This window comes from Salegentibacter sediminis, assembly GCF_002078605.1.
In the GTDB taxonomy this organism is placed as follows: domain Bacteria; phylum Bacteroidota; class Bacteroidia; order Flavobacteriales; family Flavobacteriaceae; genus Salegentibacter; species Salegentibacter sediminis.
This window is the reverse complement of the sequence record NZ_MSJR01000001.1, coordinates 136,461-162,733: the sequence shown is the minus strand read 5'-3', so window position 1 is coordinate 162,733 and position 26,273 is coordinate 136,461. Positions and strand designations below refer to the sequence as shown.

The 26,273-nt window shown below is 41.7% G+C and carries 18 protein-coding genes and 1 tRNA gene; 7 read left to right on the top strand and 12 right to left on the bottom strand.

What is annotated here, in order from left to right; all coding sequences use genetic code 11:
• Positions 1-17: 17 nt before the first annotated feature.
• Both BUW93_RS00755 and BUW93_RS00750 read right to left on the bottom strand, forming a co-directional pair.
• Positions 18-1,847 (bottom strand): SLC13 family permease, encoded by a 1,830-nt coding sequence (locus BUW93_RS00755; RefSeq protein WP_081208245.1) that lies wholly within the window; start codon positions 1,845-1,847, stop codon positions 18-20.
• 12 nt (positions 1,848-1,859) lie between these two features.
• On the bottom strand, positions 1,860-2,648 hold the full coding sequence (locus tag BUW93_RS00750; protein ID WP_081208243.1) for a universal stress protein: 789 nt from the start codon (positions 2,646-2,648) through the stop codon (positions 1,860-1,862).
• A 400-nt stretch (positions 2,649-3,048) separates the two neighbouring features.
• Here BUW93_RS00750 and BUW93_RS00745 point away from each other — a divergent pair, with 400 nt between their 5' ends.
• Positions 3,049-4,185 carry a porin gene (locus BUW93_RS00745; protein ID WP_081208241.1) on the top strand — a complete coding sequence of 379 codons (1,137 nt, stop codon included), beginning with the start codon at positions 3,049-3,051 and terminating at the stop codon, positions 4,183-4,185.
• Between the two features lie 202 nt (positions 4,186-4,387).
• Here the strand turns inward: BUW93_RS00745 and BUW93_RS00740 are convergent, their stop codons facing one another.
• From BUW93_RS00740 to mce, 3 genes are all read right to left on the bottom strand, one after another.
• Positions 4,388-5,194 carry a response regulator transcription factor gene (locus tag BUW93_RS00740; RefSeq protein ID WP_081208239.1) on the bottom strand — a complete coding sequence of 269 codons (807 nt, stop codon included), beginning with the start codon at positions 5,192-5,194 and terminating at the stop codon, positions 4,388-4,390.
• 496 nt (positions 5,195-5,690) lie between these two features.
• Positions 5,691-5,764: transfer RNA gene (locus tag BUW93_RS00735), tRNA-Ile, on the bottom strand.
• Between the two features lie 86 nt (positions 5,765-5,850).
• Complete coding sequence (gene mce / locus BUW93_RS00730; protein WP_081208237.1) at positions 5,851-6,279, bottom strand: methylmalonyl-CoA epimerase; 429 nt, start codon at positions 6,277-6,279, stop codon at positions 5,851-5,853.
• 154 nt (positions 6,280-6,433) lie between these two features.
• Here mce and rbfA point away from each other — a divergent pair, with 154 nt between their 5' ends.
• Together rbfA and BUW93_RS00720 are read left to right on the top strand one after the other, a co-directional pair.
• Positions 6,434-6,826 carry a 30S ribosome-binding factor RbfA gene (gene rbfA / locus BUW93_RS00725; RefSeq protein WP_081209472.1) on the top strand — a complete coding sequence of 131 codons (393 nt, stop codon included), beginning with the start codon at positions 6,434-6,436 and terminating at the stop codon, positions 6,824-6,826.
• Position 6,827: 1 nt separating this feature from the next.
• Positions 6,828-8,036, top strand: coding sequence for an ABC transporter permease (locus BUW93_RS00720; RefSeq protein ID WP_081208235.1), 1,209 nt, complete (start codon positions 6,828-6,830; stop codon positions 8,034-8,036).
• A gap of 73 nt (positions 8,037-8,109) precedes the next feature.
• Here BUW93_RS00720 and dusB read toward each other — a convergent pair whose 3' ends face one another.
• The 4 genes from dusB to BUW93_RS00700 all read right to left on the bottom strand — a co-directional run bounded on the left by dusB (position 8,110) and on the right by BUW93_RS00700 (position 15,896).
• Entirely contained in the window at positions 8,110-9,102 is a 993-nt protein-coding gene (dusB, locus tag BUW93_RS00715; RefSeq protein ID WP_081208233.1) for a tRNA dihydrouridine synthase DusB, read from the bottom strand.
• Positions 9,103-9,222: 120 nt separating this feature from the next.
• Positions 9,223-11,640, bottom strand: coding sequence for an outer membrane beta-barrel family protein (locus BUW93_RS00710; protein ID WP_081208231.1), 2,418 nt, complete (start codon positions 11,638-11,640; stop codon positions 9,223-9,225).
• Positions 11,641-11,761: 121 nt separating this feature from the next.
• Complete coding sequence (locus BUW93_RS00705) at positions 11,762-14,701, bottom strand: glycoside hydrolase family 3 N-terminal domain-containing protein (protein ID WP_081208229.1); 2,940 nt, start codon at positions 14,699-14,701, stop codon at positions 11,762-11,764.
• 49 nt (positions 14,702-14,750) lie between these two features.
• Positions 14,751-15,896, bottom strand: a complete 1,146-nt coding sequence (locus BUW93_RS00700; protein WP_081208227.1) for an acyltransferase family protein — start codon at positions 15,894-15,896, stop codon at positions 14,751-14,753.
• A 214-nt stretch (positions 15,897-16,110) separates the two neighbouring features.
• Here BUW93_RS00700 and BUW93_RS00695 point away from each other — a divergent pair, with 214 nt between their 5' ends.
• The 4 genes from BUW93_RS00695 to BUW93_RS00680 are packed head-to-tail and all read left to right on the top strand — an operon-like array spanning position 16,111 to position 22,055.
• The gene (locus BUW93_RS00695; protein WP_081208225.1) at positions 16,111-17,382 is read left to right on the top strand and encodes an ROK family transcriptional regulator; all 1,272 of its coding nucleotides are present in this window, start codon (positions 16,111-16,113) and stop codon (positions 17,380-17,382) included.
• A gap of 23 nt (positions 17,383-17,405) precedes the next feature.
• A complete protein-coding gene (gene nagB, locus BUW93_RS00690; protein WP_081208223.1) occupies positions 17,406-19,325 on the top strand; it encodes a glucosamine-6-phosphate deaminase in 1,920 nt (639 codons plus the stop codon).
• Positions 19,326-19,342: 17 nt separating this feature from the next.
• A complete protein-coding gene (locus tag BUW93_RS00685) occupies positions 19,343-20,281 on the top strand; it encodes an N-acetylmuramoyl-L-alanine amidase (protein ID WP_081208221.1) in 939 nt (312 codons plus the stop codon).
• 10 nt (positions 20,282-20,291) lie between these two features.
• On the top strand, positions 20,292-22,055 hold the full coding sequence (locus BUW93_RS00680; RefSeq protein ID WP_081208219.1) for an exo-beta-N-acetylmuramidase NamZ domain-containing protein: 1,764 nt from the start codon (positions 20,292-20,294) through the stop codon (positions 22,053-22,055).
• Between the two features lie 55 nt (positions 22,056-22,110).
• Here BUW93_RS00680 and BUW93_RS00675 read toward each other — a convergent pair whose 3' ends face one another.
• From BUW93_RS00675 to BUW93_RS00665, 3 genes are all read right to left on the bottom strand, one after another.
• Positions 22,111-23,343, bottom strand: a complete 1,233-nt coding sequence (locus BUW93_RS00675) for a C40 family peptidase (RefSeq protein ID WP_081208217.1) — start codon at positions 23,341-23,343, stop codon at positions 22,111-22,113.
• A gap of 72 nt (positions 23,344-23,415) precedes the next feature.
• Positions 23,416-24,444 carry a dipeptide epimerase gene (locus BUW93_RS00670; RefSeq protein WP_081208215.1) on the bottom strand — a complete coding sequence of 343 codons (1,029 nt, stop codon included), beginning with the start codon at positions 24,442-24,444 and terminating at the stop codon, positions 23,416-23,418.
• A gap of 10 nt (positions 24,445-24,454) precedes the next feature.
• Positions 24,455-26,266: a glycoside hydrolase family 9 protein gene (locus tag BUW93_RS00665; protein WP_081208213.1), complete on the bottom strand. Its 1,812-nt coding sequence runs from the start codon at positions 26,264-26,266 to the stop codon at positions 24,455-24,457.
• Positions 26,267-26,273: the final 7 nt, after the last annotated feature.

Here is a 26,273-nt window from a genome sequence, read left to right as displayed (position 1 = left end):
TTTTAGATTTAGTCATATTAATAGGGCCATATTAATGGCACCAGGATAATGCTAGTAATGAAAAGCAATAAAAGAAGGGGAGCTCCAACTTTAAAGTAATCTGCAAATTTGTAATTCCCGGCTGTCATCACCATGGCATTAGTTGGGGTCGCAACAGGGGTTAAGCAGGCGGTAGAGGCGCTTACGGCAACCACCATCAAAAAAGGCTCTACTGATAATCCCAGCTTGTTAGAAGCATATAAGGTAATTGGAGCCATAAGAATTGCCGTTGCCGAATTACTGATAGCCTGACTAAAAAGGGAAGTCACCAGAAATATCCCGGCAAGAAGAGCCGTAGGGTGAATGGCCCCCAGGGAGTTCACCAACCCATTGGCAGCTATTTGTGCCAGACCGGTTTTTTGTAAAGCCAGCCCCATCGGGATCATTGCGGCAATCATCACCACACTGGTCCAGCTTATACCGCTGTAAGCCTTGGATATAGGAACACAACCAGTAAGCATCACGATTCCTGCACATATTAAAGCCGCTACAGATCCCGGCATCACATCAAAGACCAGCAGCAATATAAGCAACAAAAGGGCCCCCATGGCGATAAAAGATCTATAACCAAGCATATCCACATCTTTGCTCATAGCCTCGGGGCTACCAACAATTACCAAATTTTCATGAATGGCTTTCAGGTTATCTATATTCTTCCAGGAACCCCGTACCACAAAACTATCACCCGACTGTATCTTTATTTTGTTTTCCTTGTAGGGTTTATTGGCGCGGGAGACTCCAAGTAATTGAATACCGGTTTGTTCCAGGTAAGTCCCCAAGGCCACGGTTTGCCCCACAAGACGTGAACTGGGGGTAACCACCATTTGAGCCATTCCCACTTCCAGATTTATTAACTCCTCCTTAAGCTCTTTATCATTGGGAATGATAACAAGATTAAAGTCCAGGATTAGCTTATCTACAGCTTCTGTGCTTCCTTTTACAGTAATAACATCGTGATACAGCAGTTTCGTTTTCTGCACCGGGATCTCTACAAACCTGGAATGTCTTTTAAAAGGTTTTGGATGTCTTCGTCTAAGCCTTACAATAGATACCCCATATTTCTCTTCGAGGTTCCAGTCTACAATCCTGGTATTGAGGAGGGGGGACATGGACCTAATCCTCAAACGGTATAAATTATGTCCTATACTGTACTCTTCAATCCATTTATGCATTTCAGAATCGATGTTTATAGGCCTGTCTTTACTTTCCCTGGCAGGCAAAAGTTTTTGCCCTATGTACCTAAAGTACAATAAGGTAACAATAAGCAAAGGCACACCTATGAGGCTGAATTCAAAGAAGGAAAACCCATCCATACCATTTTGAATGAGGGTATCACTCACAATGATATTTGGGGGCGTACCTGTTAAGGTAAGTAGGCCACCGGTATTGGAGCCGTAAGCCAATGGGATAAGTAATTTTGAAGGCAGGGTTCCGGCCGTCCAGGCCGCCGAGACCGTCATAGGCATAAGGGCGGCTACGGCTCCGGTGTTGCTCACTACCCCTGAAAGCAATCCGGAGCCGAGTGTAATAAGGACAAGTAATTTATTGTTGCTTTTTTTTGCAAGTTTAACAAACTTACGACCGGCGAGGGCAGTCCACCCGGTTCTGGAAAGCCCTTCTCCAATAATGAACAAAGCTGCAATCATTATTACCGTAGGATTACTAAACCCACTTAAAGTCTCAGAAAGGTCCAGAATCCCAAAAAGGAAAAGGGCCAGCATAGACATTAGGGCTACTACATCTGGAGGGTATTTATCCCAGACAAATAACACTATGGTAATCGCGAGGATAGCTAAAAGCAGGTACATCTTTTTACAGGATTAATCCAACACCAGGACAGGGATTTCACTTTTTAAGGTCACTTCCCTGGTTAATTTCCCTTTTGAAGGAGAACTGGTTTTGGAATGGGTTTTAGGCATTATAGCCAGGAGATCGACGTCATGTTTTTTAATATACTCGTCAATTCCTTGCAGAATATCTTCATTTTCTGCAAAGCTATGGTGTGAATAGAACATTTCAAGATAGTACTGCAGGGTGTTCTCATTCTTTTCATCGGCCTCAGAATATCCTGTGCTTTCCGGAGTACGGCTTACCGTAAGCACATCCACCTCTGCATTAGATCTACTGGAAACATCCAGCAACAAGTTTAGTGTAGACGTATCATGCATCACATCTTCTCCCAGGGCCAGCAAAATCTTGTCCAGTTTAAAGTACCTATGGCTTACAGGTATTACTAATACAGGCAAATCGGCTTCCAACACAAACCTGGAGGTTCTGGTCACCGGAGACTCTGCTCCTTCCTCGGCACCACTGGTACCCATTATTACAAGATCAATCTTCAGAGATTTATGAATATCAACTACAGCATCCGTAAAATTTCCGATGCGAAAATGGTAGCCTAAAGCGGGTTTACCTGCTCCCTGATGCTTTTTCAGCAATTCTTCAAATTTGTTTTTTAACTCATTTTCTTTATCCTTTTCCAGTTTTGATTTAGAAATGTAGAGCAGATTGATGGTAGCTTTCTCACACCTGGCTCCAAATTTAATGGCATACTCCAGGGCATTCATGGAAACATCAGAAAAGTCGAAGGGAATCAATAAATTTTTCATGGTTGTTGCTTTAAGAGGTTATAAAAGAGTACTCTACTTTCCTTATAATCTTCATACAAAAAAAATTGGTTTCAGAAAGTAACTAAAGGTACCCTTACTCCTAGCCTAAAAATATGACGACGGTCATATTTCACTTGCTTACATAAGAGCGAGAATGCGCTGGAAACCCTTGCTATCAGCGAAAACGTTGTAGTTGAGGAGGCTTTTTGAAAAAGTCTTTTGAGGGAGTAAATTATACAGAATTTTAGCCCCGGATCCCTACCAAAATTCCAGACTAAATTAATGACAATTCTAAAAATTAAAATGATCCTGAACCTGATTAGGATCAATTTTTTGGCTCCGGCATATACCTATCTTTACAAAAAAATATCCCCTTTCTACTAATCTGAATTTTACCGCTATGAAAAGCTGTTCAAACTACAGTATTTCAATATTTACCATAATTTTTGTGCTTCTGAGTAATTTAAATGGATTTGCACAAAATGATAGCCTGATTGAAGACTACTCCTTTTATAAAAGAAAATTTAAATTGAATGCCCTGGTCGTAGGCAGATATACAACCTCATTAAACAAAAATATAGATTACCTGGGGCAGCACTACACCGATGAGGATGTTGTAAGCAACTCCTTTGAAATGCAATACGCGCGTTTATCTACCACTTTCTTTATTAATGACAGGATTTCGACTTCCCTTATGGTGAATCTGGCTGATTTCAAAAAGGAGCAAGTAAGCGGAAAAGTACTGGAAAATGCCTTTATAACTTACTATCATAATTCTTTTCTCAAATTAAGGTTTGGCCAGTTCAGGCCATTTTTTGGGCTGGAAGATCTGCATCCTTTCCAGCTTGATAATTCCTATGCCTGGTCCAGGCAGTATTCCCTTTTTGGCCGCAACGGCTGGCAAAGTTTTCAAATAGGAGCTGCTGCTTTTGGATCCCTAAAATCAAATATTTTTTCCTACTACCTTACGGTTTATAATGGTAATAATAAAAACATAATCAGCGATAATGACAGCTCCAAAAATTTAACATTGCGCCTGGAATACATGCCTCTTCCTGTATTGAAAATTGGACTGAATGGCGGCAAAGCCAGTTATCATGGGCAAAAAGCCAGGGCTTATGGTATCGACGGGCAGCTCCAGCAAGCCCTGGGAAACAGGTTCGACCTTGATATCAATGCCGAATATAAAAAAGGGACTAATTTTGAGGCTTTCCGCCTCTCTGAAGACCCTCTCCCCAACCTTGACAATTACACGATGGAAGGTTTTTATTTCCTCTACAGTTTGCAATATCGACTTCAGGCTCCCCGGCTCCGGGCCCTGGAATTAAGTTTCAGACAGGAATATCTGGACAAAAATACTGCTGTTGAAGATGATGAGATTAATACTTATGTCCCTATGTTAAGCCTGGTATTTGCCGGAAGTTATGATGCTAAATTATCGCTTGTAGGCGTAATCAATGATTATAAACACAATTTACCCGGAACATCACAATACGATTCCAGTAAGATGTTAGTACAATTTCAGGTGGCTTATTAAAAGGCTCATTATCTTTCTGAAGATGAAAATGATGGATTTGAATAGAAAAACCTTACCTCTCTATAAAAGGTTGGATGATAAAAACAAAGCGTTAATAGGCTAAACTGCTGAAAAATTATTTAGACATATCAGTTATCGCATTCTTTACAAAAAATGGAATTCAGTAAATAAAATGCCCGATGGTAAAATAAAAAAAGGGCGTTTACTGCAATCCCGGGGAAATAATCCCTGATGAGAGACATTTAGCAACTAGCTCAGTGGTGTTATTGCACCCGCTTTTTTGAAGAATATTTCTTCTATGGGTTTTCACCGTATGGATAGAGAGATGCATTTCCTCTGCAATTTGCCTTGCATTTAGGCCCTGGGTAAATTTATTGATGATTTGCTTTTCCCTTTCTGTAAACAGTTCATTAAAATTTTGGCTATCACAATTGGCAGGATCAAAACTGGCCGTGGCTGAATCTACATTAAAATAAGATGGCCCTCCATTTATGTGCAGGAAACTAACCGCATTACTGCCAGTGATCTTTAGATGAGACACATCGGTTTGGATACATAAAACATAAGCCGGAGTTCCTGTTTCTGAAAGGCTAAGAGGTATGGCCTGGTATAACATCGTTCTAATACAACCCGCCGCATCCTGCATACGATAGGAAAAGATGTTCTTATAATCCAATCCCTCCTGCTTATTCAAAAATTGAGTATAAAACTGACTAATAACCTGACTTTTAAGTTTGATCTTCTCCACTTCTGAAGGCAGTATATTTTGCATCAAATCCTGTAATTGAATATTTTCAAGAGCTTTTCCTATAAAAATCGAAGCGGAATCCGATAAATATTCCAGGCTCATATCCAGAAGATTTACGATATAGGAATAGGAATTTCCAGGAGTGGTAAGCGCAATTAGTCTTTTGAATTCTTCGGAAAGCTTAAAAGATTCGGTTCCGTTTAGTTTGCAGGAATATGCCCTGGCCCAGTGATCAGAAATTTTTTGCAGGTCGCTTTGCATTCTTTGCTGGCTTTGAGAGGATAAGGATGCTAATATAGAAAATCCATCAGAAGTTACTAAATAGAAAAACCTTCAGAAATACTCTGAAGGTTTTTTCCTTAATTGGGAAAACAAATTTAGGCTGGACCAAATTTTACTTTTATGCCCCAAACATATCTCCCGGAAGCTATGCCCTACCCAAACTTCCTGGAGGATCCCTGCCTACTTATCTCCCATTATTAAAGTTGCTAAGGTAAAGCGCAAAAACAAATCCTGAAATACCACAAAAGTGGTAGATTTTGAAGTTTTCTCGAAGAAGGTTTAAATCCTTCAGTAGGAATAACATAGAGAAAAAACTGCGATAGCTCTGGTTGGCTGAAAGCTAGATATTCGTTGGTGGTTTCATCCCCATTACATCTGGACAGGCTCCGGGATCGAACAAGTAATCAAAAATAATTAGACAAAAATTCGCTCAAAACAAGCCATAAAAAAACCCCGCAAAAAGCGAGGTTTTCTGTGGTCCCACCTGGGCTCGAACCAGGGACCCCTTGATTATGAGTCAAGTGCTCTAACCAGCTGAGCTATAGGACCAATCCCGATATTATTAAAATACCCGAATTTTAGGAGTGCAATATTAGCACATATTTTCAATCTCTGCAAGACTTAACGCAATTTCCTTACTTGCTTTTTTCCTTCTCTCCGCGCTGATTTTTTTCCATACAAAGTTCTACTAATACCCCATGTGAACTTTTAGGGTGTAGAAAAGCCACCAGCTTATTGTCGGCACCGGGTTTAGGACTTTTATTCAGCAGTTGAAAACCTTCGGCTTCCAACCGCTTAATCTCGGCTTCAATATCGTCTACGGCAAAGGCGATGTGGTGAATGCCTTCCCCTCGTTTTTCTATGAATTTGGCAACGGGGCTGTCGGGCTTCGTGGCGGCCAGCAGCTCTATCTTGCTTTCGCCGGTTTTAAAAAATGAGGTGCTTACGCCTTCACTTTCCACGGTTTCGGTTTTGTAAGGCTCGCTTTTTAGCAAGGCTTTATAGGTGGCATTGGCTGCCTCAAGGTCTTTTACGGCAATGCCTATATGTTCAATTTTTTTCATCTGCACAAAAAATTATAATTCAATGCTTTAGTTTTGTTTATATCATCCCGGTGATTATCGGGAAGAGATGGCCATTCTTTTTGTTTTCAGCAAAGGAAATGGGTATTTTCATAAAACCAAAGTTCGGGAATTTTTAATTAGCTATTTTTGCAGTATGGAAACAAACAGACAAAAGAAAATAGGCGGGGTTTTACAAAAGGATTTAGCAGATATCCTTCAGAATAACCTTAGGGAAGCGGGAAGAACGGGAATTCTGATTTCGGTTTCCAAGGTAAAGGTCACTACAGACCTATCTATCGCCAAGGCTTACCTCAGCATCTTTCCAACGAAATTCGCCCAGGAGATCCTGGAGGAGATAAATACGGCTAAGCCAAAGATAAAACACGAACTGGCACAACGCACCAGAAATCAGCTGCGCAAGATGCCGGAGATCTCTTATTTTATAGACGATTCGCTGGAGTATATAGAAAACATAGAAAAATCTATTAAAGGAGACGAAAATCCTATCTCCAATCCTGATTTACTGGATAAAAGGAAAAAATCTTAATTTGAAGTTTCCGCTGTACATCGCCAGGCGCTATCTTTTTACCAAAAGCAGCAATAACGCGATTAATATTATCACGATTATTGCGGCCATTGGGGTGTTTGCGGGGGCCTTTTCTCTATTTATAGTCCTTTCGGGATTTGCGGGATTGAAGGATTTCAGCCTTCAGTTTTCCAATGAATTCGACCCCGATCTTAAAGTACTGCCCCAAAGCGGAAAAACATTTCATTTTGATGAAGCCCAGGCCGAAAAGCTTTCAGCAATTGAAGGCATAGCCACTTTCACTAAAGTGATTGAGGAGCGGGTTTTCCTGGATTACCGCGAGAAGAACGACTGGGCTTATATCAAAGGCGTAGATAAAAATTACCGCCTGGTCAACCAAATAGACAGCGCCATCGTAAACGGTAGCTGGCTAACCGATAGTGAAGCACAGGTGGTTGTGGGGAATACGATTTCCAGGAAACTCGGGCTTAGCGTTTTTAACTATCAAAGGCTGTTGAAACTATGGGTTCCAAAACCCGGAAAAGGCCAGGTAAGTCTTGCCAATCCAGATGCCGCTTTTAATACCCAACAGGTAATTACCAGCGGGATTTACAGCATCAACGAAGAATTGGACGGCAAATATGTTTTTGCCAATCTAGGCCTTGCGAGAAACCTGTTAGATCTTGATGAGGACACTTATTCGGCGGTGGAAATAAAATTAAAACCCGGGATAATTCCATCAGATATCAGCAAGGAGATCACCCCGGTTTTTGAAGACGGGGTAATCCTGAAAAACAGGGCGCAGCTAAACGAAACCCTCTATAAGATGCTGAATACCGAAAACCTCGCGGTTTATCTCATCTTTACCCTGGTGCTGATTATTGCCCTTTTTAATGTAGTAGGTTCAATTATTATGGTGATTCTGGACAAGCGGGAAAACATTAAAACCCTTTATAGCCTTGGCGCCAGTACTTCTCAAATAAAACAGATCTTTTTTACCCAGGGAATGCTAATGACCTTACTTGGTGGGGTTTTAGGATTGATTTTCGCTATAATCCTTATTTATCTGCAAATGCAGTTCGAATTGGTAATGATCACTCCCAGCCTGCCTTATCCGGTAGCTATAAAGCTTGAAAATATTCTTATAGTGTTCTTTACCATTGGGATTTTAGGCTTTGGAGCCTCCTATATTGCTGCCGGTAGAAGCAAAAAAGCTTTGCAGGCTAAATAGATTCAGCCTCAGGCCTTATCGGCCATCTCCCTGAAATAAATTAAAGGACTCATTAAATATTTTAGTTGAAATTTTAAACGAACTGGTAGCCGGCAAATTCTTTTTCCACCTCATCAAAAGCCGCAAACACATCGGCGGCATCATCGCTGGTCACCATTTTCATGCGGTATTCCTTAAAGTGCGGAATTCCTTTAAAATAATTGGTATAATGACGACGGGTTTCAAAAACCCCAAGTTTTTCTCCTTTCCAGTCAATTGCCATTTGCAGGTGGCGTCTTGCCGCTTGTACACGCTCTTCCAAAGTAGGAGGAGCCATATGTTCTCCGGTTTCAAAGAAATGTTTTACTTCCCTAAAAAACCACGGGTAACCAATACTTGCACGGCCAATCATAGCGCCATCAAGTCCAAACTTATCGCGCATTTCCATCGCTTTCTCTGGAGAATCGACATCGCCGTTTCCAAAAACCGGGATATGCATTCTGGAATTATTTTTAACCTCGGCGATAGGTTTCCAGTTGGCTTCTCCTTTATACATCTGCACGCGGGTACGCCCGTGAATAGAGATAGCCTGGCAGCCCACATCCTGAAGTCTTTCTGCAACCTCAACGATCTTGATAGAATCGTTATCCCAACCCAGGCGGGTTTTTACAGTAACGGGTAAATGAGTATGTTTCACCATAGCTTCGGTTAAGGAAACCATAAGGTCTATATCCTTTAAAATACCGGCGCCGGCGCCTTTTGAAACCACCTTTTTTACGGGGCAACCAAAGTTAATATCAATTATATCGGGATTAGATTTCTCTACGATCTCTACCGATTGTAGCATAGATTCCAGGTTAGCCCCAAAGATCTGTATGCCCACAGGACGCTCTTTCTCGTAGATATCCAGCTTCATCGTGCTTTTGGCAGCATCGCGAATAAGCCCTTCAGAAGAGATAAATTCAGTGTAAACCACATCGGCACCCTGTTCTTTACAAAGTGCCCTGAATGGCGGGTCGCTCACATCTTCCATCGGTGCCAGCAGCAACGGGAAGTCTCCTACATCTATGTTTCCTATTTTAGCCACGTTGGTTTATTTTGGGCTGCAAAATTAAGAAATAAAAGAACGCCCCCAAACTTCCAAGGATAGCTTGAAGTTTTTTTCACTAATTTTCAGATAATTAGTTCTTTTAAATGATAATTTAAATTACAGCCTATCCCGCTCCTCGGCATCGATACTGCGCTTATTATCCTCTAACCTGAAGTTTCCGAAGTTGTATTTGAAACCAATTCTTACATACCTGGTTTCTTCTCGGGCAAAGAACGAATTATCCTGATTGGCATATAGGGAAGTTAACCTGGTGTTGGTTTGATCGAAAATATCGTTCACATTAAGGCTAAGCTCCGCACGATTGTTCCAAAGGGTTTTCCGAAGTCCGATGCTTAAAGTGGAAAAAGGTTCAAAATTATATGAGCCAGACATATAATCTGACACATACAAATAAGTGAGCGTACCGGTTAAGGTGCCGTCTTTAGAAAGGGTAAAACTATTATACAGCTGCGCCAGAACTCCGTCAACTTCATTGGTATGTGCCTCTATTTCACTTTCGAGCGCGGCAAAACGGTTTTCTTCGTGAAAAATGGAAGCATACAACTGAGAGTACCACCAACCGGTTAACATTCTCACGTGGGTGATATCCAGCCCGTAGGTTTTATTCTCCAGCAAATTCATACTCACCCTTCTAATAAATTGCCTGTCGTTATTCTGAAAAGCCAGCGTGGCGGGTGAATTACCATAATCGCGATAATACACATCAAAGAAATACGAGCCCTTAAGCGTATAATTAAAGTTGAAGTTATTGCTTATGGCCGCTCTTAAATTTGGGTTTCCGGCGTTATAATCGTTTTCATTGAGGAAATACCTGAAGGGATTCAGGCTTTCATACTTTGGGCGCTCTATCCTGCGGCTGTAATCAAGGGTAAAACTATGATCATCTGAAGCGCGGTACTGGAGGTAAGCGGTGGGAAACAATTCGAAATATTCCTGTGAATTCACCTGCTCCATAGATAATGAATTCCCTTCAAGATCGGTGTATTCTCCTCGCAAACCGGCCTGCATGCTCCAGTTTTCCCAATCTTTAGAGATATTGGCATAAGCTGCATAAACCATCTCGTCATATTCAAAATCGTCTGAAAGATCATCATAAAGGTCTTCCAGGCTTTCAGCATTAGAAAAAACAATTCCGCTGCCGGAGTTTATATTTGAGAATTTTGCCCCGGCTTCAAAGTTTGAACTACCGAGAGGACTTGTAAAATCCAGTTGAGCTGTTACAATATCGATCTCCTGCTTGGCATCTGTATTAAACGAGACGGTCTGAAGAGGATCTCCGGCAGCATCAAAATAATCGGTTTCCACCATTTGCATTCGGTCCTGATCAAAGCGGGTATAATGCAAGTTGGAAGAAAGACTTCCGCCATTATCCATGCTGTGAGTGTAACCAAGGTTTAAAGCTATGTTACTTTCATCATTCTCCAGGTTGCTATCGGTATATAGAAACATGGAATTAACCTGCTGTTCCGGCTGGGCATTTCTTATTTCTGTCTCAACCTGGTTGTTAAAGGTCTTGTTAGGAGAAACCATTATCGAAGAAGAAAAGCTCAGTTTATTTTTCGCATCAAAATCATAATCCAACATTACATTGGCATTATGTGCCTGGGAGCGTGTTATACGTTCAAAATCGGTTTCCCAACGGGAATTTCCGGCGTTTTGTGCACTTATAAAATTAATATAGCTTTCATCCCTTTTGATCTCTTTTCGTGGACTAAAACTGTAATTAGCGAAAAAATTAAGCTTCTCTCCTTTCCAGTAGTGACTGGTCCCTATTTGATATTTTGGAACAATTCCCTGGGTGTAATTCCCTTCCAGACTTCCTTTATATCCCGGATTTAAAGCTTTGGTAGTGTTAATATTGATAACCGCGCCACCTTCGGCATCATATCTCGCTGGAGGATTGGTAATCACCTCAACCGATTTAAGATTCTCTGCGGAATAGGTTTGAAGCAAAGTTGTGAGTTCATCGGCGCTGAGTTGCACCTTTCGGTCGTTTATATAAACTGTAACTGCGCCGTTTCTAACCTGAAGCTGACCCTGATTTAGAATCACTCCCGGAGTTTGCCGAAGAACATCCCAGGAATTTCCGCTGGAAAGCGTAGAGTTTTCCACGTCAAAAGTAATACGGTCTATACTGCGATTAATTGTAGGTTTCCGGGCTTGTATGGTTACTTCATCGAGTTCAGAAGAGGAAACTTTAATTTCGATCCGGTTAAGATCAAGATCTTTGGAAACCTCGATTATTTCATGATGATCTTCAAAACCTATAAAACTGGTTTTCAGCAGGTATTCATCCTCTTCGACATCCAGGAATTTAAAGACCCCGTTTTCTTCCGAAATGGTTCCTTTATAAACACTAACCGAATCCTGAGCGCTGAGTAAAATAACATTGGCGAAAGCCACTGGCTGAAGGTTTTCATCGATCAGCTTTCCGCGAACTGAATGCTGTGAAAAAGCCTGAGTGGAAATAATAAAAAGTAGGGTAAGCAGAAAATAAGTGTGGTTTTTTTTCATATAGGTCAAGAGGACTTAAGGAAAATTCTTTCAAATATAATATTTCCTTAATACCTATCTTCTATTTTGGTATTTCTATTCCAAAAAAACTAACTTTTTACCGTAAAACCGTAAATACTTTTTATTTCTCTATTGCATCATAAAGTACCTGTTGAATATTGGTTCTGGTATTTAAAGCGTACAATCTGGTATTGCTTCTTGAAGGCAAAACACGGTTAGAAAGAAAAAGATAAAGCAGGTCTTCTTCCGGATCCATCCAGGCCATTATCCCTGTAAAACCGGTGTGGCCAAAGCTCGCCTTACTGGCATCTTTTGCAGTATTGCTACTTTCTCCTTTATATTCGAGATAGGGTTTATCGAAGCCCAGGCCCCGGTGATTATCATTTTCAGGAAACTGCGCTTTGGTCCATTCTTTAAAGGTGTCTTCCTCAATATAACGCACTCCGGCATATTCCCCCATATTCAAATACATCTGCATGAGTTTGGCAAGATCATTAGCCGTAGAAAAAAGTCCGGCATTGGCCGAAATTCCACCCATCATCACCGCCCCCTCATCGTGAACCATTCCGTGTATAGGTTTATGCCTGAAAAAATAATCGTGCTCAGTGGGCACGATTCTATCTGAATTAAATTCTTCTAAAGGCTTATAGGTTAAAGTGGTGGCCCCCAGTTTATCATAAAAATTTTCATTTATATAACTTCTGAAATCCTCTCCGGTAATGTTTTCTACTATATCTGGCAGGAGATAAAAGGCCAGGCCTGAGTATTTATATTTTGCTTCCTTTTCGAGCTCTGATTTTTTTATCGCCCTGAACATCTTCTTTTGATATTTGCGGTGCAACCATAAGTTTTCACTCACTTTCACCGGGTACCTGGCTGAAGAATCCTTTTTAAAAGTATTCCATCTATAGCTCCCGTTCTTGCGCAGGGTATTTTTCCAGTAAGGAATCCAGGGCTTAAAACGAGCCTGGTGAGCCAGGATTTCCCTGAAAGGTACTCCCGCCTTATTCGAATTTCTGAAATAGGGCAGATAGGTATCTATCCCCGCATCGAGATTAAATTTCCCTTCATCAGCAAGTTTCATAAGTGCAGGTAATGCTGAAGATACCTTCGTCACCGAGGCAAGATCGTACAAATCGGTTTTTTTAACCTTTACAGTGTCACTGTAATCGTGCAAGCCGTAGGCTTTATGAAAAACCACTTTCCCCTTTCTGGCCACCAGGATCTGGCCGCCTGGTATGGCTTTCATATCCATAGCCTGCTGCATTAAGGAATCTATCCCATTATACAGGGTTTCAGAATTCATCCCGGCATCTTCAGGCCTGGTGTATTTAAGGCGTAATCCCCCTTCTACCTCGAGGCCTTCCCCCGATTTGAACTTTTTACCCACACTTACCGGTAATTGACCATTGGCTCCCACGCCGCCAAAAATAAGCTGCGCCGCAAGTTCCTGGCTAATATCATTATCCTGGTAAGTAAGAATTAATCCTGAAGCATTTTCAACCCCTTTAAGTTTATCCAGAGAATAGGGGTTTTTAAAGTATGCGACGATGCTGTTCTGTTCTTCAAAAATCTCCCCCATTAAATTTTGAACCGCATTTGAAAATTTTATCGTATTACGGGGAAAACGGCTATCGTCGTGAATCCCGGCAATTATTAGATCAAAGGTCTTTAGCTCTTCAAAGATCTTCTTTACTTCTGAAGTTTTAGCACCCATTCCCACCTGGAAATGTTTCACATCGGTATAAAGGCTCAGACTTTCCTGGAAAACGCTTTCTTTTTTAGCACCAAAGGAAACCGAAGCGATCTTCACCTTCTCAAGTTCTTTTACCGGCAAAATATCATTTTCATTCCTAAGAACGGTCAGCGAGGCTTCAACCAGTTTTCGGTTTAACCATTCGGCTTCAAGGGTGGTGATCTCTTCATCTATATTCTTGAGCGGGATTGCTTTGTATTGATCCAGGCCTACCCACTGTTTTACGGCAAGCAATTTTCTTACCCGCTTATCGATTTCAGCCTGGGTGATCAGCCCCTGATTTATGGCTTTTCTTATTTCGGCAATGGCTTTGGGCACATCTTCGGTAAATTCCAGCAGATCATTTCCAGCCAGAATAGCATCCTTATCTACCACCCCGGGCTCATTACCTTCGGTAACTCCTTTCATGTTCATCGCGTCGGTAACGATCAGGCCTTCAAAGCCTAATCGTTCCTTGAGAATTCCGGTGATTATGGGTTTAGATAAAGTTGAAGGCACCCCTGTTGAGTCTAGGGCTGGTATATCGAGGTGTGCAACCATAACCCCGCCAATTCCGGCGTCTATAAGTTTTTTAAAGGGATGCATTTCCAGGGAATCCAGCCTATTAAAAGCGTGATTTATCTGCGGAAGTGCATAATGAGAATCGGTATCGGTATCTCCGTGGCCGGGAAAGTGTTTTGCTGTAGTGAGCAAATTAGCATCCTGCATTCCCTGCATATAAGCGATCCCTTTACGGGAAACATTTTCCTTATTTTCCCCAAAAGATCTAAAATTGATCACAGGGTTATCAGGATTATTATTCACATCTACCACGGGAGCAAAATTGAGGTGCAGTCCGCTTCGCTTAATCTGCCGGGCCACTTCCTGCCCAAGCTCGTAAATCAAACTATCGTTTTGAATAGCACCAAGTGCCATCTGGAAAGGATAACTTATGGTATTATCAAGTCTCATTCCCAGGCCCCATTCAGCATCTATGGCTCCCAGCAGAGGAACTTCAGAAACCAACTGGTAATCATTCATAAGATTGACCTGGGTTCTTGCATCTCCCTGGAAAAAAATGAGTCCACCTATTTTTTGTTCCCTTATTAGTTTGAGAATCTCCTGTTTATGTTCAGGCCCACGGTTGGAATAAGCGGCAACCATAATGAGTTGGGCGATGCGTTCATTAGGAGTGAGGTTTTCCATAATGGAATCAACCCACTTGCTGTTCTGATATTTAAGAAATGGCGGTTTTTCCTCCTGCGCCCGGATATTTGATCCCAGGAGGAAGGCTGCAATTATTAGGAGAGAGATTTTAATTTTCATCTAAGCAGTATGTTTTTTGAAAGTTCAATTTTAAATTACAGATCCAGGTTTACACCTTAATATATATTTTTCGCTTATCCAGCCAGTATCCAAGCAACCACATAAGCACCATATAACTAATGGCAAATAACAAGGATGCATTATAATCGTTAAGCCAGCTAAGGTAAAATTTTTCGTATAACAAAGGCTTCAGGGCTCGGCCGTTAACGTAAATTACACTCATTAGCATTACCACCACCCCAGACATTACATATATAAAAAGGGGGTTTTTTCCGAAGGCTTCAAAGAAATAGGTCCATTTTTTAAATCCGGCAACCTCAATAATCGCGATAAATATCGAAAGCAGGAGCAGCGTCCAACCCGTGCTGTACATTACAAAACTACTGGTCCAGATTCCCTTATTAATTGGGAAATAAATATCCCAGGTCAATGCAATTCCTATAAAGACTAACGCGGCAATTGCCAGTTTCCAAACGGTCTTCATAATATTTCCCGACTTCTGAATAAATACCCCGGCGGCATACCCAAAAATCACGTTTACTATCGCCGGCAGGGTGCTTAAAAGCCCTTCGGGATCAAAGGGGAAGCCAAAACCTTTCCAGAGATTTTCTTCCGGGAAGATTATCCTGTCAAATTTAAGGGCCGCATTAGTCTTAAGGCCATAAGGATCGGGAGCATCGCCAAAAAACCACATTATCGCCCAATAAGCCAAAAGGATTATCGCGGCAATGATCAGGGATTTTTTAAGCTTAAAATAATGAATTATAAGCGATGCGAATAAATAACAAAGAGCAATTCGTTGCAGCACTCCCATAATTCGCATATTGCTAAGGTCTTTTAAAACAAGTTCCCCTCCTGCCCGATATACAAAGGGAAATGCGCTTAAAAACAGGCCTATCACAAAAATTAGCAGACTGCGTTTAAATACTTTTTTGAGGAAATCCTGTTCCGATTTTGCTTCATACTTTTTAAGGCTAAAACTCATCGCATTTCCTACTACAAAAAGGAAAGCCGGAAAAACCAGATCGGTTGGGGTAAACCCGTGCCAGGCGGCGTGCCTGAATGGTGCATAAATATGAGACCAGCTGCCCGGGGTGTTTACCAGGATCATTAGGGCGATGGTCATTCCGCGAAGAATATCCAGTGCGAAATAGCGCTGGGATTTTGGGAGAGTTACGACAGATTTCGGGGACATAGATCTATTTTTTTTAAAAGACTTAAGACGTCATTAAAATTTGAATACTTAAAAATATAAATTTCATTTAAATAAATGATCTTTTATAAAAAAATTGAAAAAGTATTTCTCAGAATATTTTTTTTATCTATTTTTAATTCTGAATTAGAGGCTTAATTTTAAAAAGATTTTAAATTTAGCGATAGTTCTTTAATTCAAACCAAAAAAACCACACATGCCAAAAAAACTACAGGATTTTCTCTTAGATGAAGAAAAACTTGCTCATATCAGCAATGTAGAACGCAAGAAATATTTGCAAAAGCTAAAAATCGTAAAACATCTGTTTTTAAACGGAAACACTTCCAACGCCGAGATATGCAGCAGGTTTAATGTGAGTTTACCTACCTCCATGTCTCTTTTAAACCAGATGATAGAGGATGGAATTGTGTCTAAAACCGGGAGGGGAAAATCTGAAGGCGGACGCAAACCCGACCTTTATGGGATGCAGGAACATTCTTTTTTTGTGCTAAGCATCCACATTGAACGTTTCAGAATAAAACTGGCAGTCATAGACAATAATCACAGCATTGTTAAAGAAAGTGTTTTAACCAGGGAAATTTCTCCCGATTCCAATATTGTAGATTTACTTTTTGAGCAGTCCCAGAAGCTGCTTAAATCGGCCAAAATAAAAATGAGTGATTTAATGGGTGTGGCTATTAGTATGCCTGGGCTTGTTTCTGCCGAGGCAGGTAAGAACTTCACCTATTATTTAAGCGAACAGGAACCCGAATCGTTAAAAGGTAGATTTGAAAAGAAATTCAAAAAATCTGTGGTGATCCTTAATGATGCAAAAAGTGCCTGTTTAGCCGAATTCCGTTTTGGGTTGGCTCGCGATAAAAGCAACGTGCTTGTAATTTCTATGGACTGGGGCATTGGATTGGGAATTATTATGGGTGGTAAAATGCATTCGGGGGAATCTGGCTTCGCCGGGGAATTCGGTCATATCCCAATGACCGAAGATGGCTTGCTTTGCCACTGCGGAAAAAGAGGTTGCCTGGAAACAGAAGCCTCGGGGCTCGCTCTGGTTAGAAAAGCCAAAGAAGGACTTAAAGCGGGACAGACTTCAGTATTAAATAATTTGAGCCAGAAAGAGATGGACAAATTAGAACCCGAAGTGATTATAGAAGCTGCCAACAAAGGGGATCAGTTTGCTATTAATGTACTTTCGGAGATTGGAATCAAGCTTGGAAAAGGAATTGCCATTCTTATTCAAATATTTAATCCAGAACTGGTTATCCTGGAGGGTAAGATCGCCGAAGCCAAACAGTTTATCACTACCCCAATCCACCAATCAATGAACACCTACTGCATGATGCAGCTCAAAGAACGAACTAAGATCGAACTATCAGAATTAGGGTCTAATTCAAGTTTGTTTGGGGGTACCATCGCAGTCATGGACGATATATTTAAAGACCAGGTGGCCCTGGTTAAATCTTACATCAATTAAAAATTCCGAATTAGCACTAAATTATGGCCAGATTAAACCTCTTAGAAGAAACACGTTTCGAAAAGCTACCGGTTAGCGTTTATCCAGATGAGCACATAGCTTCAAAAACTGTAGCAGCAAGAATAGCAACACTTATTAAAAAAAAGCAGGAAAAAGGTGAAAATGCCGTGTTGGGACTTGCAACAGGTGCTACCCCAATTGAGGTGTATGAAGAACTGGTGCGCCTACACAAAGAAGAAGGGCTGAGTTTTCAGAATGTGATTACCTTCAACCTGGACGAGTATTACCCGATGCAACCCGATGCTAAACAAAGTTATGTTCGTTTTATGGATGAAAATCTCTTTGGGCACATCGATATAAAACGAGAGAATATTCACATTCCGGATGGTACTCTGGCAAAAGAAGATATTGCCGATTACTGTATAGCCTATGAAAATAAGATTGGAGAACTTGGTGGTCTAGACCTTCAGGTATTAGGGATTGGTAGAACCGGGCACATCGGTTTCAACGAACCGGGATCGGCCCCAAACTCAGGAACCCGCCTGGTCACTTTAGACGATCTTACCCGTCGCGATGCCTCCCGTGATTTTGGAGGAAAAGAAAATGTACCCACCAAGGCAATTACTATGGGTATTGGAACAATCTTTAAGGCCCGCGAAATCATCCTGATGGCCTGGAGTCGCAAAAAAGCACCGATTATCAGGAAAGCCGTTGAAGGAGAAATTTCTGGGAATGTTCCTGCCACTTACCTTCAACTTTCAGAAAATGTAGAGTTTATTTTAGATGAAGATGCCGCTTCTGAACTCACCCGTTTCAATACCCCATGGTTGGTAAAAGACTGCGTATGGGATAAACAACTTATCAAAAAGGCAGTTATTTGGCTTTCTTCAGAAGTTAAAAAGCCCATCCTTAAACTTACCGACGAAGATTACAACAATAACGGGATGGCCCAGCTCGCCACCGATTTTGGACCTGCTTACAACATCAATATTGATGTATTCAATCAGCTACAGCATAGCATTACAGGATGGCCCGGGGGAAAACCAAATGCCGATGATACCCAAAGGCCTGAAAGAAAAGAACCGGCCCAAAAACGTTCGCTTATTTTCTCGCCGCACCCAGATGATGATGTGATCTCTATGGGAGGTACTTTTATACGCCTGGTAGATCAGGGGCATGAGGTGCATGTAGCCTATCAAACCTCAGGAAACACGGCTGTTTGGGATACGGATGTGCTTCGATACGTAGAATTCGCTATAGACTTTAACCGAAGCCGTGGCGAAAATGTTGAAAAATTAGAAGCTACCTATGAGAAAATGCGCCGTTCTCTTGAAGACAAACAACCAAACGATATTGATCTTCAGGAAATCCAGGATGTAAAAGCCTTCATCAGGAAATCTGAGGCGATTGCAGGAGCGCGATTTGCCGGCTTGAAAGACAAAAACATTCATTTTATGGCCCTGCCATTTTATGAAACCGGAAAAAGGGTGAAAAATCCCGTTACCGAAAAAGATGTGAAACTTACTATGGAATTGCTTCAGCAAATAAAACCACATCAGGTTTTTGCCGCAGGTGATTTCGCCGATCCCCACGGAACCCATATCGTTTGTTTCCGAATAATCCTCGAGGCACTTACCAGGCTCCGCAAGACCGAAGAATGGACCAAAGACTGCTGGTTATGGATGTATCGTGGCGCATGGCAGGAATTCGAGATCCACGAGATCGAAATGGCTGTGCCGCTTTCTCCACAGGAAGTACAACGAAAAAGAAAAGCCATATTTCAGCATCAATCTCAAAAAGATCGTCCTGTATTTCCCGGCGATGATGAAAGAGAGTTCTGGGTACGTGCAGAAGAGCGAAACCGTGAAACTGCGGAAGCCTACGATAAACTTGGCCTCGCAAATTATGAGGCTATGGAAGCTTTTGTACGCTGGAAATTATAACATTAAGCCTTATTGCTATGAGAAGAGGATTTGCCCTACTTAATATAGTCCTTCTTTTATTGGTTTTGGCAAGCTGTGCCTCCAATCCATATTCCAAAACCAACCGGGTCTATAAAAAACAGGCAAAAGCCTACACAAAGCAATTAAGCAAGTTCCCACTCCCGGAAAAGTCTGATGGATCCGCACTCGATTATGGTGAGTACCGGGTGGGAACTACTAATTTTAACCTGCGTAAACCCAATTATGTGGTAATTCATCACACCGCGCAGGATTCGGTTCAGCAAACCCTAAAAACTTTTACGCTGTCGCGAACGCAGGTGAGTTCGCATTATGTTATTGGTCGTGAGGGCGAGGTGTATCATATGCTGAATGATTACTTCCGCGGATGGCATGCCGGAGTAGGAAAATGGGGAAATAACTCCGACCTCAACTCCTCCTCCATTGGGATTGAACTGGATAACAACGGCTCTGAGGAATTCTCTGAAGCCCAGATCCAGAGCCTGCTGGCGGTTTTAGAAAGTCTCAAAGAAGATTATAAGATCCCCGCTGAAAATTTCGTGGGCCATTCAGATATCGCTCCGGGACGCAAGGTAGATCCTAATGCCACTTTCCCCTGGGAAAGGCTCGCTGAAGAAGGCTACGGCCTCTGGTATAACGAAGAGGAAGTGAAAAGCCTTAAAACAGAAGCTGAATTCTTTCGGCCAAACCCCCTGGCAATAGGGAGAAATTCTATTTTAACCCAACGAATTTCTTTCCTGGATAAAATACTTTTCCCTGAAGTGATTCCTGCAACTTTCGATGTGGAAATGGCCTTGAGAATAATTGGTTTTGACACCAGTAATATGGCAGCAGCCCTACAATCATTTAAACTTCATTTTATTCAGGAAGATATCCAATCTCCTCTTAATGAAGACGATTTAAAAATACTTTACAATTTGTATCAGAAATATTTATAACTGCGGCTTTATGTTTAGAATCGGGTTTATCAATTTCATCTTAGTGTTTTTTTGCGTTTTGTCCTCTTCAGCACAAATTATTGAAGAAAGTGAATTAGCTGTTATTACAAGGGAAAACTGGAAAGCAAAAGAGCCGGTGATGCAAATGATCCCTCATAAGCCGCAGTTTATTACCATACATCACACGGGAATGCCCCAAAAACCTCAACGCTCTATTGAAGAGAAACTTCAGGCGCTGCAGAATTTTTCCCAAAATGACTCCCCAATGGCCGATGGCAGTGTTAAAAAAGCCTGGCCCGATGTGCCTTATCATTTTTATATAGGCACCAGCGGGAAGATCGCAGAAGGCCGGGATATTAACTTTCAGGGGGATTCTAATACCGATTATGATTTAAATGGCCACGTCCTGATCGTTGTGGAAGGCGATTTCAACAAAGAGAAGCTATTACCTCAACAATGGGAGAGCCTTAATAAACTGGTAAGCTTCCTTTCTTCGAAATATGATATTTCACGGGAGACCATCAGCGGACATAAAGATCAGGCAGAAACAACCTGCCCGGGGGGCGACTTATATTCGAAATTAGCTTTACTGAAAGTCAAAAACCCGGTAAAAATTGGTGCTGAAAGACTTTTTGAGGCCGAATATTTTAATTTGATCAAAGACAAGAAAATCGGCCTGGTTACCAACCACACTGGGCTACTGCCTAATGGAGACCATCTGGTTGATCTTCTTTATCAAAACCCTGAAACAGAGCTCACCATGCTTTTCGGTCCGGAACATGGAATTCGCGGTGAAGAGGATACTCACGTAAGCGATTCAAAAGATGAAAAAACAGGTCTTCCAGTGGTCTCCCTGTACGGAAAGACCCGAAAACCCACAGCTGAAATGCTAAAGGATGTAGAGGTACTGGTGTTCGACATTCAGGATATTGGTGCCCGATTCTATACCTACATAAAAACCATGCTTCTGGTACAGGAAGCTGCTGCAGAGAACAATGTTCCCTTTATAGTGCTGGATCGCCCCAATGCAATTGGAGGTAGATACGTAGATGGTCCCGTTGGAAAACCAGGAGAGCCTGTTACAGATATCGATATGTTACCTATCACTCACGGAATGACCGTTGGGGAACTCGCAACAATGTTCAATAAGGAAAGAGAAAATTCCGGATTGCTCTCAGCAGATTTAAAGGTTATTCCAATGGAAAATTATAAGCGTGAACTTTGGTATGATCAAACCGGCCTGCCCTGGATTAAGCCTTCTCCAAATATGCTTAATCTAACTACCGCTACCTTTTATCCGGCAACCTGTTTACTGGAAGGCACCAATGTTTCAGAAGGCCGCGGAACTCTAAAGCCTTTCGAGCTTATCGCAGCTCCCTGGGTCCATCCAGAAGATCTAATAACCCAGCTCGAGTCTTATAACTTGAAGGGGATTTCGTACAAAACCACCCAAATCACCGCACAGCAAATGGTAGACGGCATCGAAATCTATCCGCCAAAATTTATGGGGGAAGAGATTCCCGCAGTAGAATTGACCTTAACTAACAGGGATAACTTTAAATCTGTAGAAGCGGGTATCTATATGCTTCATGCCCTTAAAAAACTTTATCCCGAACAATTGGAGTGGCGCAAAGAAAGGCTGGACGGACTTTTAAAAACATCTTTAGTGCGTGAAGCTCTTGATGCCGGGAAAAAGCCTCGGGAAATTATTCAGACCTGGCAGGATGATCTGGAATTTTTTAAAAAGCTGAGGTCTCAATATTTACTATATTAAAATTCAAAAGCCTCCCTTAATTGGGAGGCTTTTTAATTTATGGAGCATTTATTTTTTACATCTTCACTTCTTCGGCTTCAGGCAAAGTAAAAAGGTCTGATTGCCTTAGGTATATCAAGCCTTTATCTTCCTTGTTTAAAACTCTTTTTGTTCGTAAATAGCGATTATAATTGTATTCGTCGAAATCTTCAGCATCCTTATCGAAATTACTGATGTGTACATTTCCCATAGAATGGATGAATTTATTATCGCCTATCCACATTCCCACATGAATTACTCTTTCAGCAGTAGAATCGGTGGCGGGTTTTCCGAAGAAAAGCAGATCCCCTTTTTCAAGGTTCTCAAAATTCCTTTCGGTATCAACTTCTTCTCCGGTGTGAATTTGCTGGGAGGCATCCCTGGGAAGCACTACCCCATTCATGAAAAATACAGTTTTGGTAAAGCCACTGCAATCCATCCCTTTTGGTGAGGTCCCACCCCAAAGATAAGGAGCGCCCATTAGGTCTTTTCCTGTAGCTACCAGATCTTCTTCGGTGGCTTCGAGATTTGCCAACCAGTCCTGATAAGGTTGCGCATAAGCGGTTTCTACGAAGGCTCTCTTCCCATTAGGATACTTCACCTCATAAAACTTCCCACGGCGCTCTACGAGCTCTAAAATATTTCCTGAAACAAGATCGGATACTCTTTGAGAGTCGGAGTTGGGTTCTTCATAAGAAAACCCGACAGTTTCAAGGTAAATGAGTTTATCTTTTTGTTTCCAGGACCTGAGTTCTTCCTCATTCATATTATGAATCCCACCGTAATCTACCCATCCAAGGTAAGCTTCCGGAGTTTGAACATAATACCAGCCCCCCTGTTTCTTTAATACCTTTAACGGCATCCCTAAGGTAGCCTGGGTTACCAGCTGGGCCGAATGTTTGGGTTCATCCCGTATATTAGCCACCGAGATCTTCACCACTCCCCTGGTTTTGTTTTCCAGTTCTTCGGCATCTGGCAGCAAACGTATCCTGTCGGTAAATTTTATGTTTTCTGCTTCCAGTTTCTGCCTGAGGCTTTCAACCGCTTCGGGATCGTTTGATTCTCCTTTGAGAATATAAGAGTCTCCCTGTTTTTCGGTTTTCACATCAAAAAGGGCTACTCTTCCATCGGGTGCGTATTCTTTTTTTACTTCGGCTATATACTCATCGGTAGGGTTTTTCTCCTCCTTCTGACTTTTTTCTTCGCAAGAAGAAGCAGCAAGTAAGATTAAAAGAGCAAATGGGAGGTAAATTTTTCTAAGTAGCTTCATTATTTTTTTATTTAAAATCTAATATTCCTATTTTTTTTTTATTCTGAAGCAAATTCAGAATAACAGCTAATTTCAGCTTTTTTTTTGTTTTTCATATAATTCAGCGCCGGTACCGTTCCTCTCGGGGAAATGGACTTTTTCATCATAGACCTTTACCCCATCGGCGATATCATTTTTAATCAGAAGCCCTCCGTCCATATCTACATAATCCAGCAGTGGTAGTAATTGTGCAATTGCAGAAATTCCAACGGTAGATTCGGTCATACATCCCACCATAACTTTCAGGCCGAGTTTTTTAGCTTTTTCGATCATTCTTTTCCCGGGAGTGAGACCACCACATTTGGTGAGTTTGATATTAATCCCATGAAAATGTCCGGCACATTTTTCCACATCGCTTTCCACGATACAACTTTCATCCGCAATTAGTGGCAGCACCGATTCTTTATAGAGTTTTTTCATTCCCTCCCAATCATCGGCTTTTAAGGGTTGTTCCAGGAACTCAACATTTAGTTCCTTCAAGGCATTTGCATTTTCTATGGCTTGGTCTGCCGTCCAGGCCGCGTTAGCATCCACCCGAAAAACTGATTTGGTGTGTTTTCTAAGTTCACGAACAATAGCCACGTCGTCTTGAGTGCCGAGTTTGATCTTATAAAGGGGCCAGGGGAAATCTTTGATCTTTTGCACCATTTTTTCAACAGTATCAATCCCAATCGTATAATTAGTAAGCGGTATATTGCTGACATCGAGTCCCCACATTTTATAAAGCGGCTGCCCGTTTCTTTTTCCGTGAAGATCATGCAGGGCTATATCAAGAGCACACTGCGCGAAGGGATTCTGCTTTAGCATTGGCCAGGTAAGTTCCCAGATCTCTTCAGGAGTTTTATGAATATTTTCGGCTAACAAAGGTTCCAGTTCCCTAATATCCTGCTGCATCTTTTCTATGCTAACCCCATAATAGGAAGTGGCTGTCGCTTCCCCGTAACCTGTATGCCCGCCGTCACTCACAGCAACGATCAAGGTGGGTTGAAAATCCCGGGAGCCATGGCTAATGGTGAAGGTATTTTTTAATTCTAAATTATACGGATGGAATTCGAGCTTCATAATTCAGGTTTTAGTCAATTTTATTTTCTGCATCCTTAGCAAACCAAGCCATAAAGAAGATCGCATCGGCGGTACCATCCATAGTTGGTTCGTTGGTGGAATAATCTCCAAAATCATCGTGGTAAACTACAAAATCAGTCTGAAATTGAGCAAATTCATCATCCTCTTTCAGGCTTAGGCCTTTCAAATTTTCATAAACGCTTTTGTAAACCGGGCCATCCACCAATCCACCCGGAACTTCCTTTCCGGTAAGATACCAGATACTGGTATGTACCTCTTCCGGATATTCTCCCTTTTCCGGAATATTCATAAACATTGAAGTTCCCCAGGGATTATTTCCCAAAAGCCAATCCCGTTGAGCAAGCATGAAATCGTGATATTGATTTTCGCCGGTCATCTCTTCATAAAGAATTATCTGGGTGATAAGATTAGTAGCTAAATTATTGGAGCACCAGATAAAGGGCACGCCTATTTGAAAGGGGTTTCCCTGACCCCGCTTAAGGGTAGCATCAATCCCATGGCGATAATACTGCGCCAGTTTCTGTTGAAAATCTTTATCAACATGTTCGTAAAGCACAAAATGCCCGATATTAAAAAACGGATAAAACCGATAATGATCGGCATCTTCCTTATCCATCCAGGAAACCGAATTGGCCATTTGGGCATAGCGTTTAGCATCGTTTAGGAAGATATCTTCCCTTGTATTTATGAATAATTCGGCCGCTGCCCATTCCATATCATCCGCCCAGGTATCTTCATTGTAACGATAGGGAGCACCGTAAGAATTTCCCTGCTGAAATCCTTCCTGTCTTTTTCCCAATTCATACAGGTCTATAGCTGCAACCCGGCATTTTTCAGCAAAAACCGGATCGAAATCTTCCCAGATTCGTGCACCCAGGGCCATTGCAGCAGCAGATCTTCCGGCGAGGTTTGCAATTCCGGTTGCTTTACTTTTATATTCCCTGAGTCCCTGAGGTTCTCCGGTGGCAAAATAAGCAACACGATAGGAATTTGGTCCCCATCCATAATCTGATGAATCTTTGTCGGGCCATTTCATTCCTAAATGATCCCTGTCATCGGCTACCTGGTGAAAAAGTTCGCCTGGCCCACTGTGCATTTTATGGATCCAGTCTAAACCCCATTTGGCCTCGTCTAAAACATCTGGAATGCCATTGCTTCCCTCCTGCCCTAATGCATTTACCTTGTCTGCGAACTTTTCGGGAATAAGTTCGTAGGCTTTCAACATTTTTGCGGTCGCGTTACTGGAAGTGATTAAATATTTCAATTGATCTCCCGCATCATGCCAGCCCCCACTAAAGTCTACGAAAGTAGAATCGGGCATAGGTCCAAACATGCTGCGCCCATCGCGCTGGTGGCAAACCATATCCAAAAAAGGATTATACCCGCATCGCTGCTGGCGCATAAATCCTATCAAATCTTCGTGGTGATTTTTATAGGAAAAGTCCCGGCCTATACCAAATTCAGCCGATTTTACAACTGGATTTTCTATTAAGAGATAATAGTTGCCCGGCGTAGCAACCTCAGAAAAATCAGCTTTAAAATAATGTTTAAAATTACCCCAATCTCCCCTATTTTGGGGTTGAAGTTTTCCATTATATATTTCTTCTGCTGTTTCCGCATTAATTATAATGAATCTTCCATCAGGCCTTTTAGCTGAAAAAACCACGGCCACTTTAGTGTCTTCCTCTAAATAACCTGCCTGGTTTAACCTGATAAAAACATCCTCCCCATCTTGCCCCCATACTGAAATAGGGATAGCAAGAAATAGCATTAAGATTATGAAGTTCGAAAATGCTTTCATTTGTTTA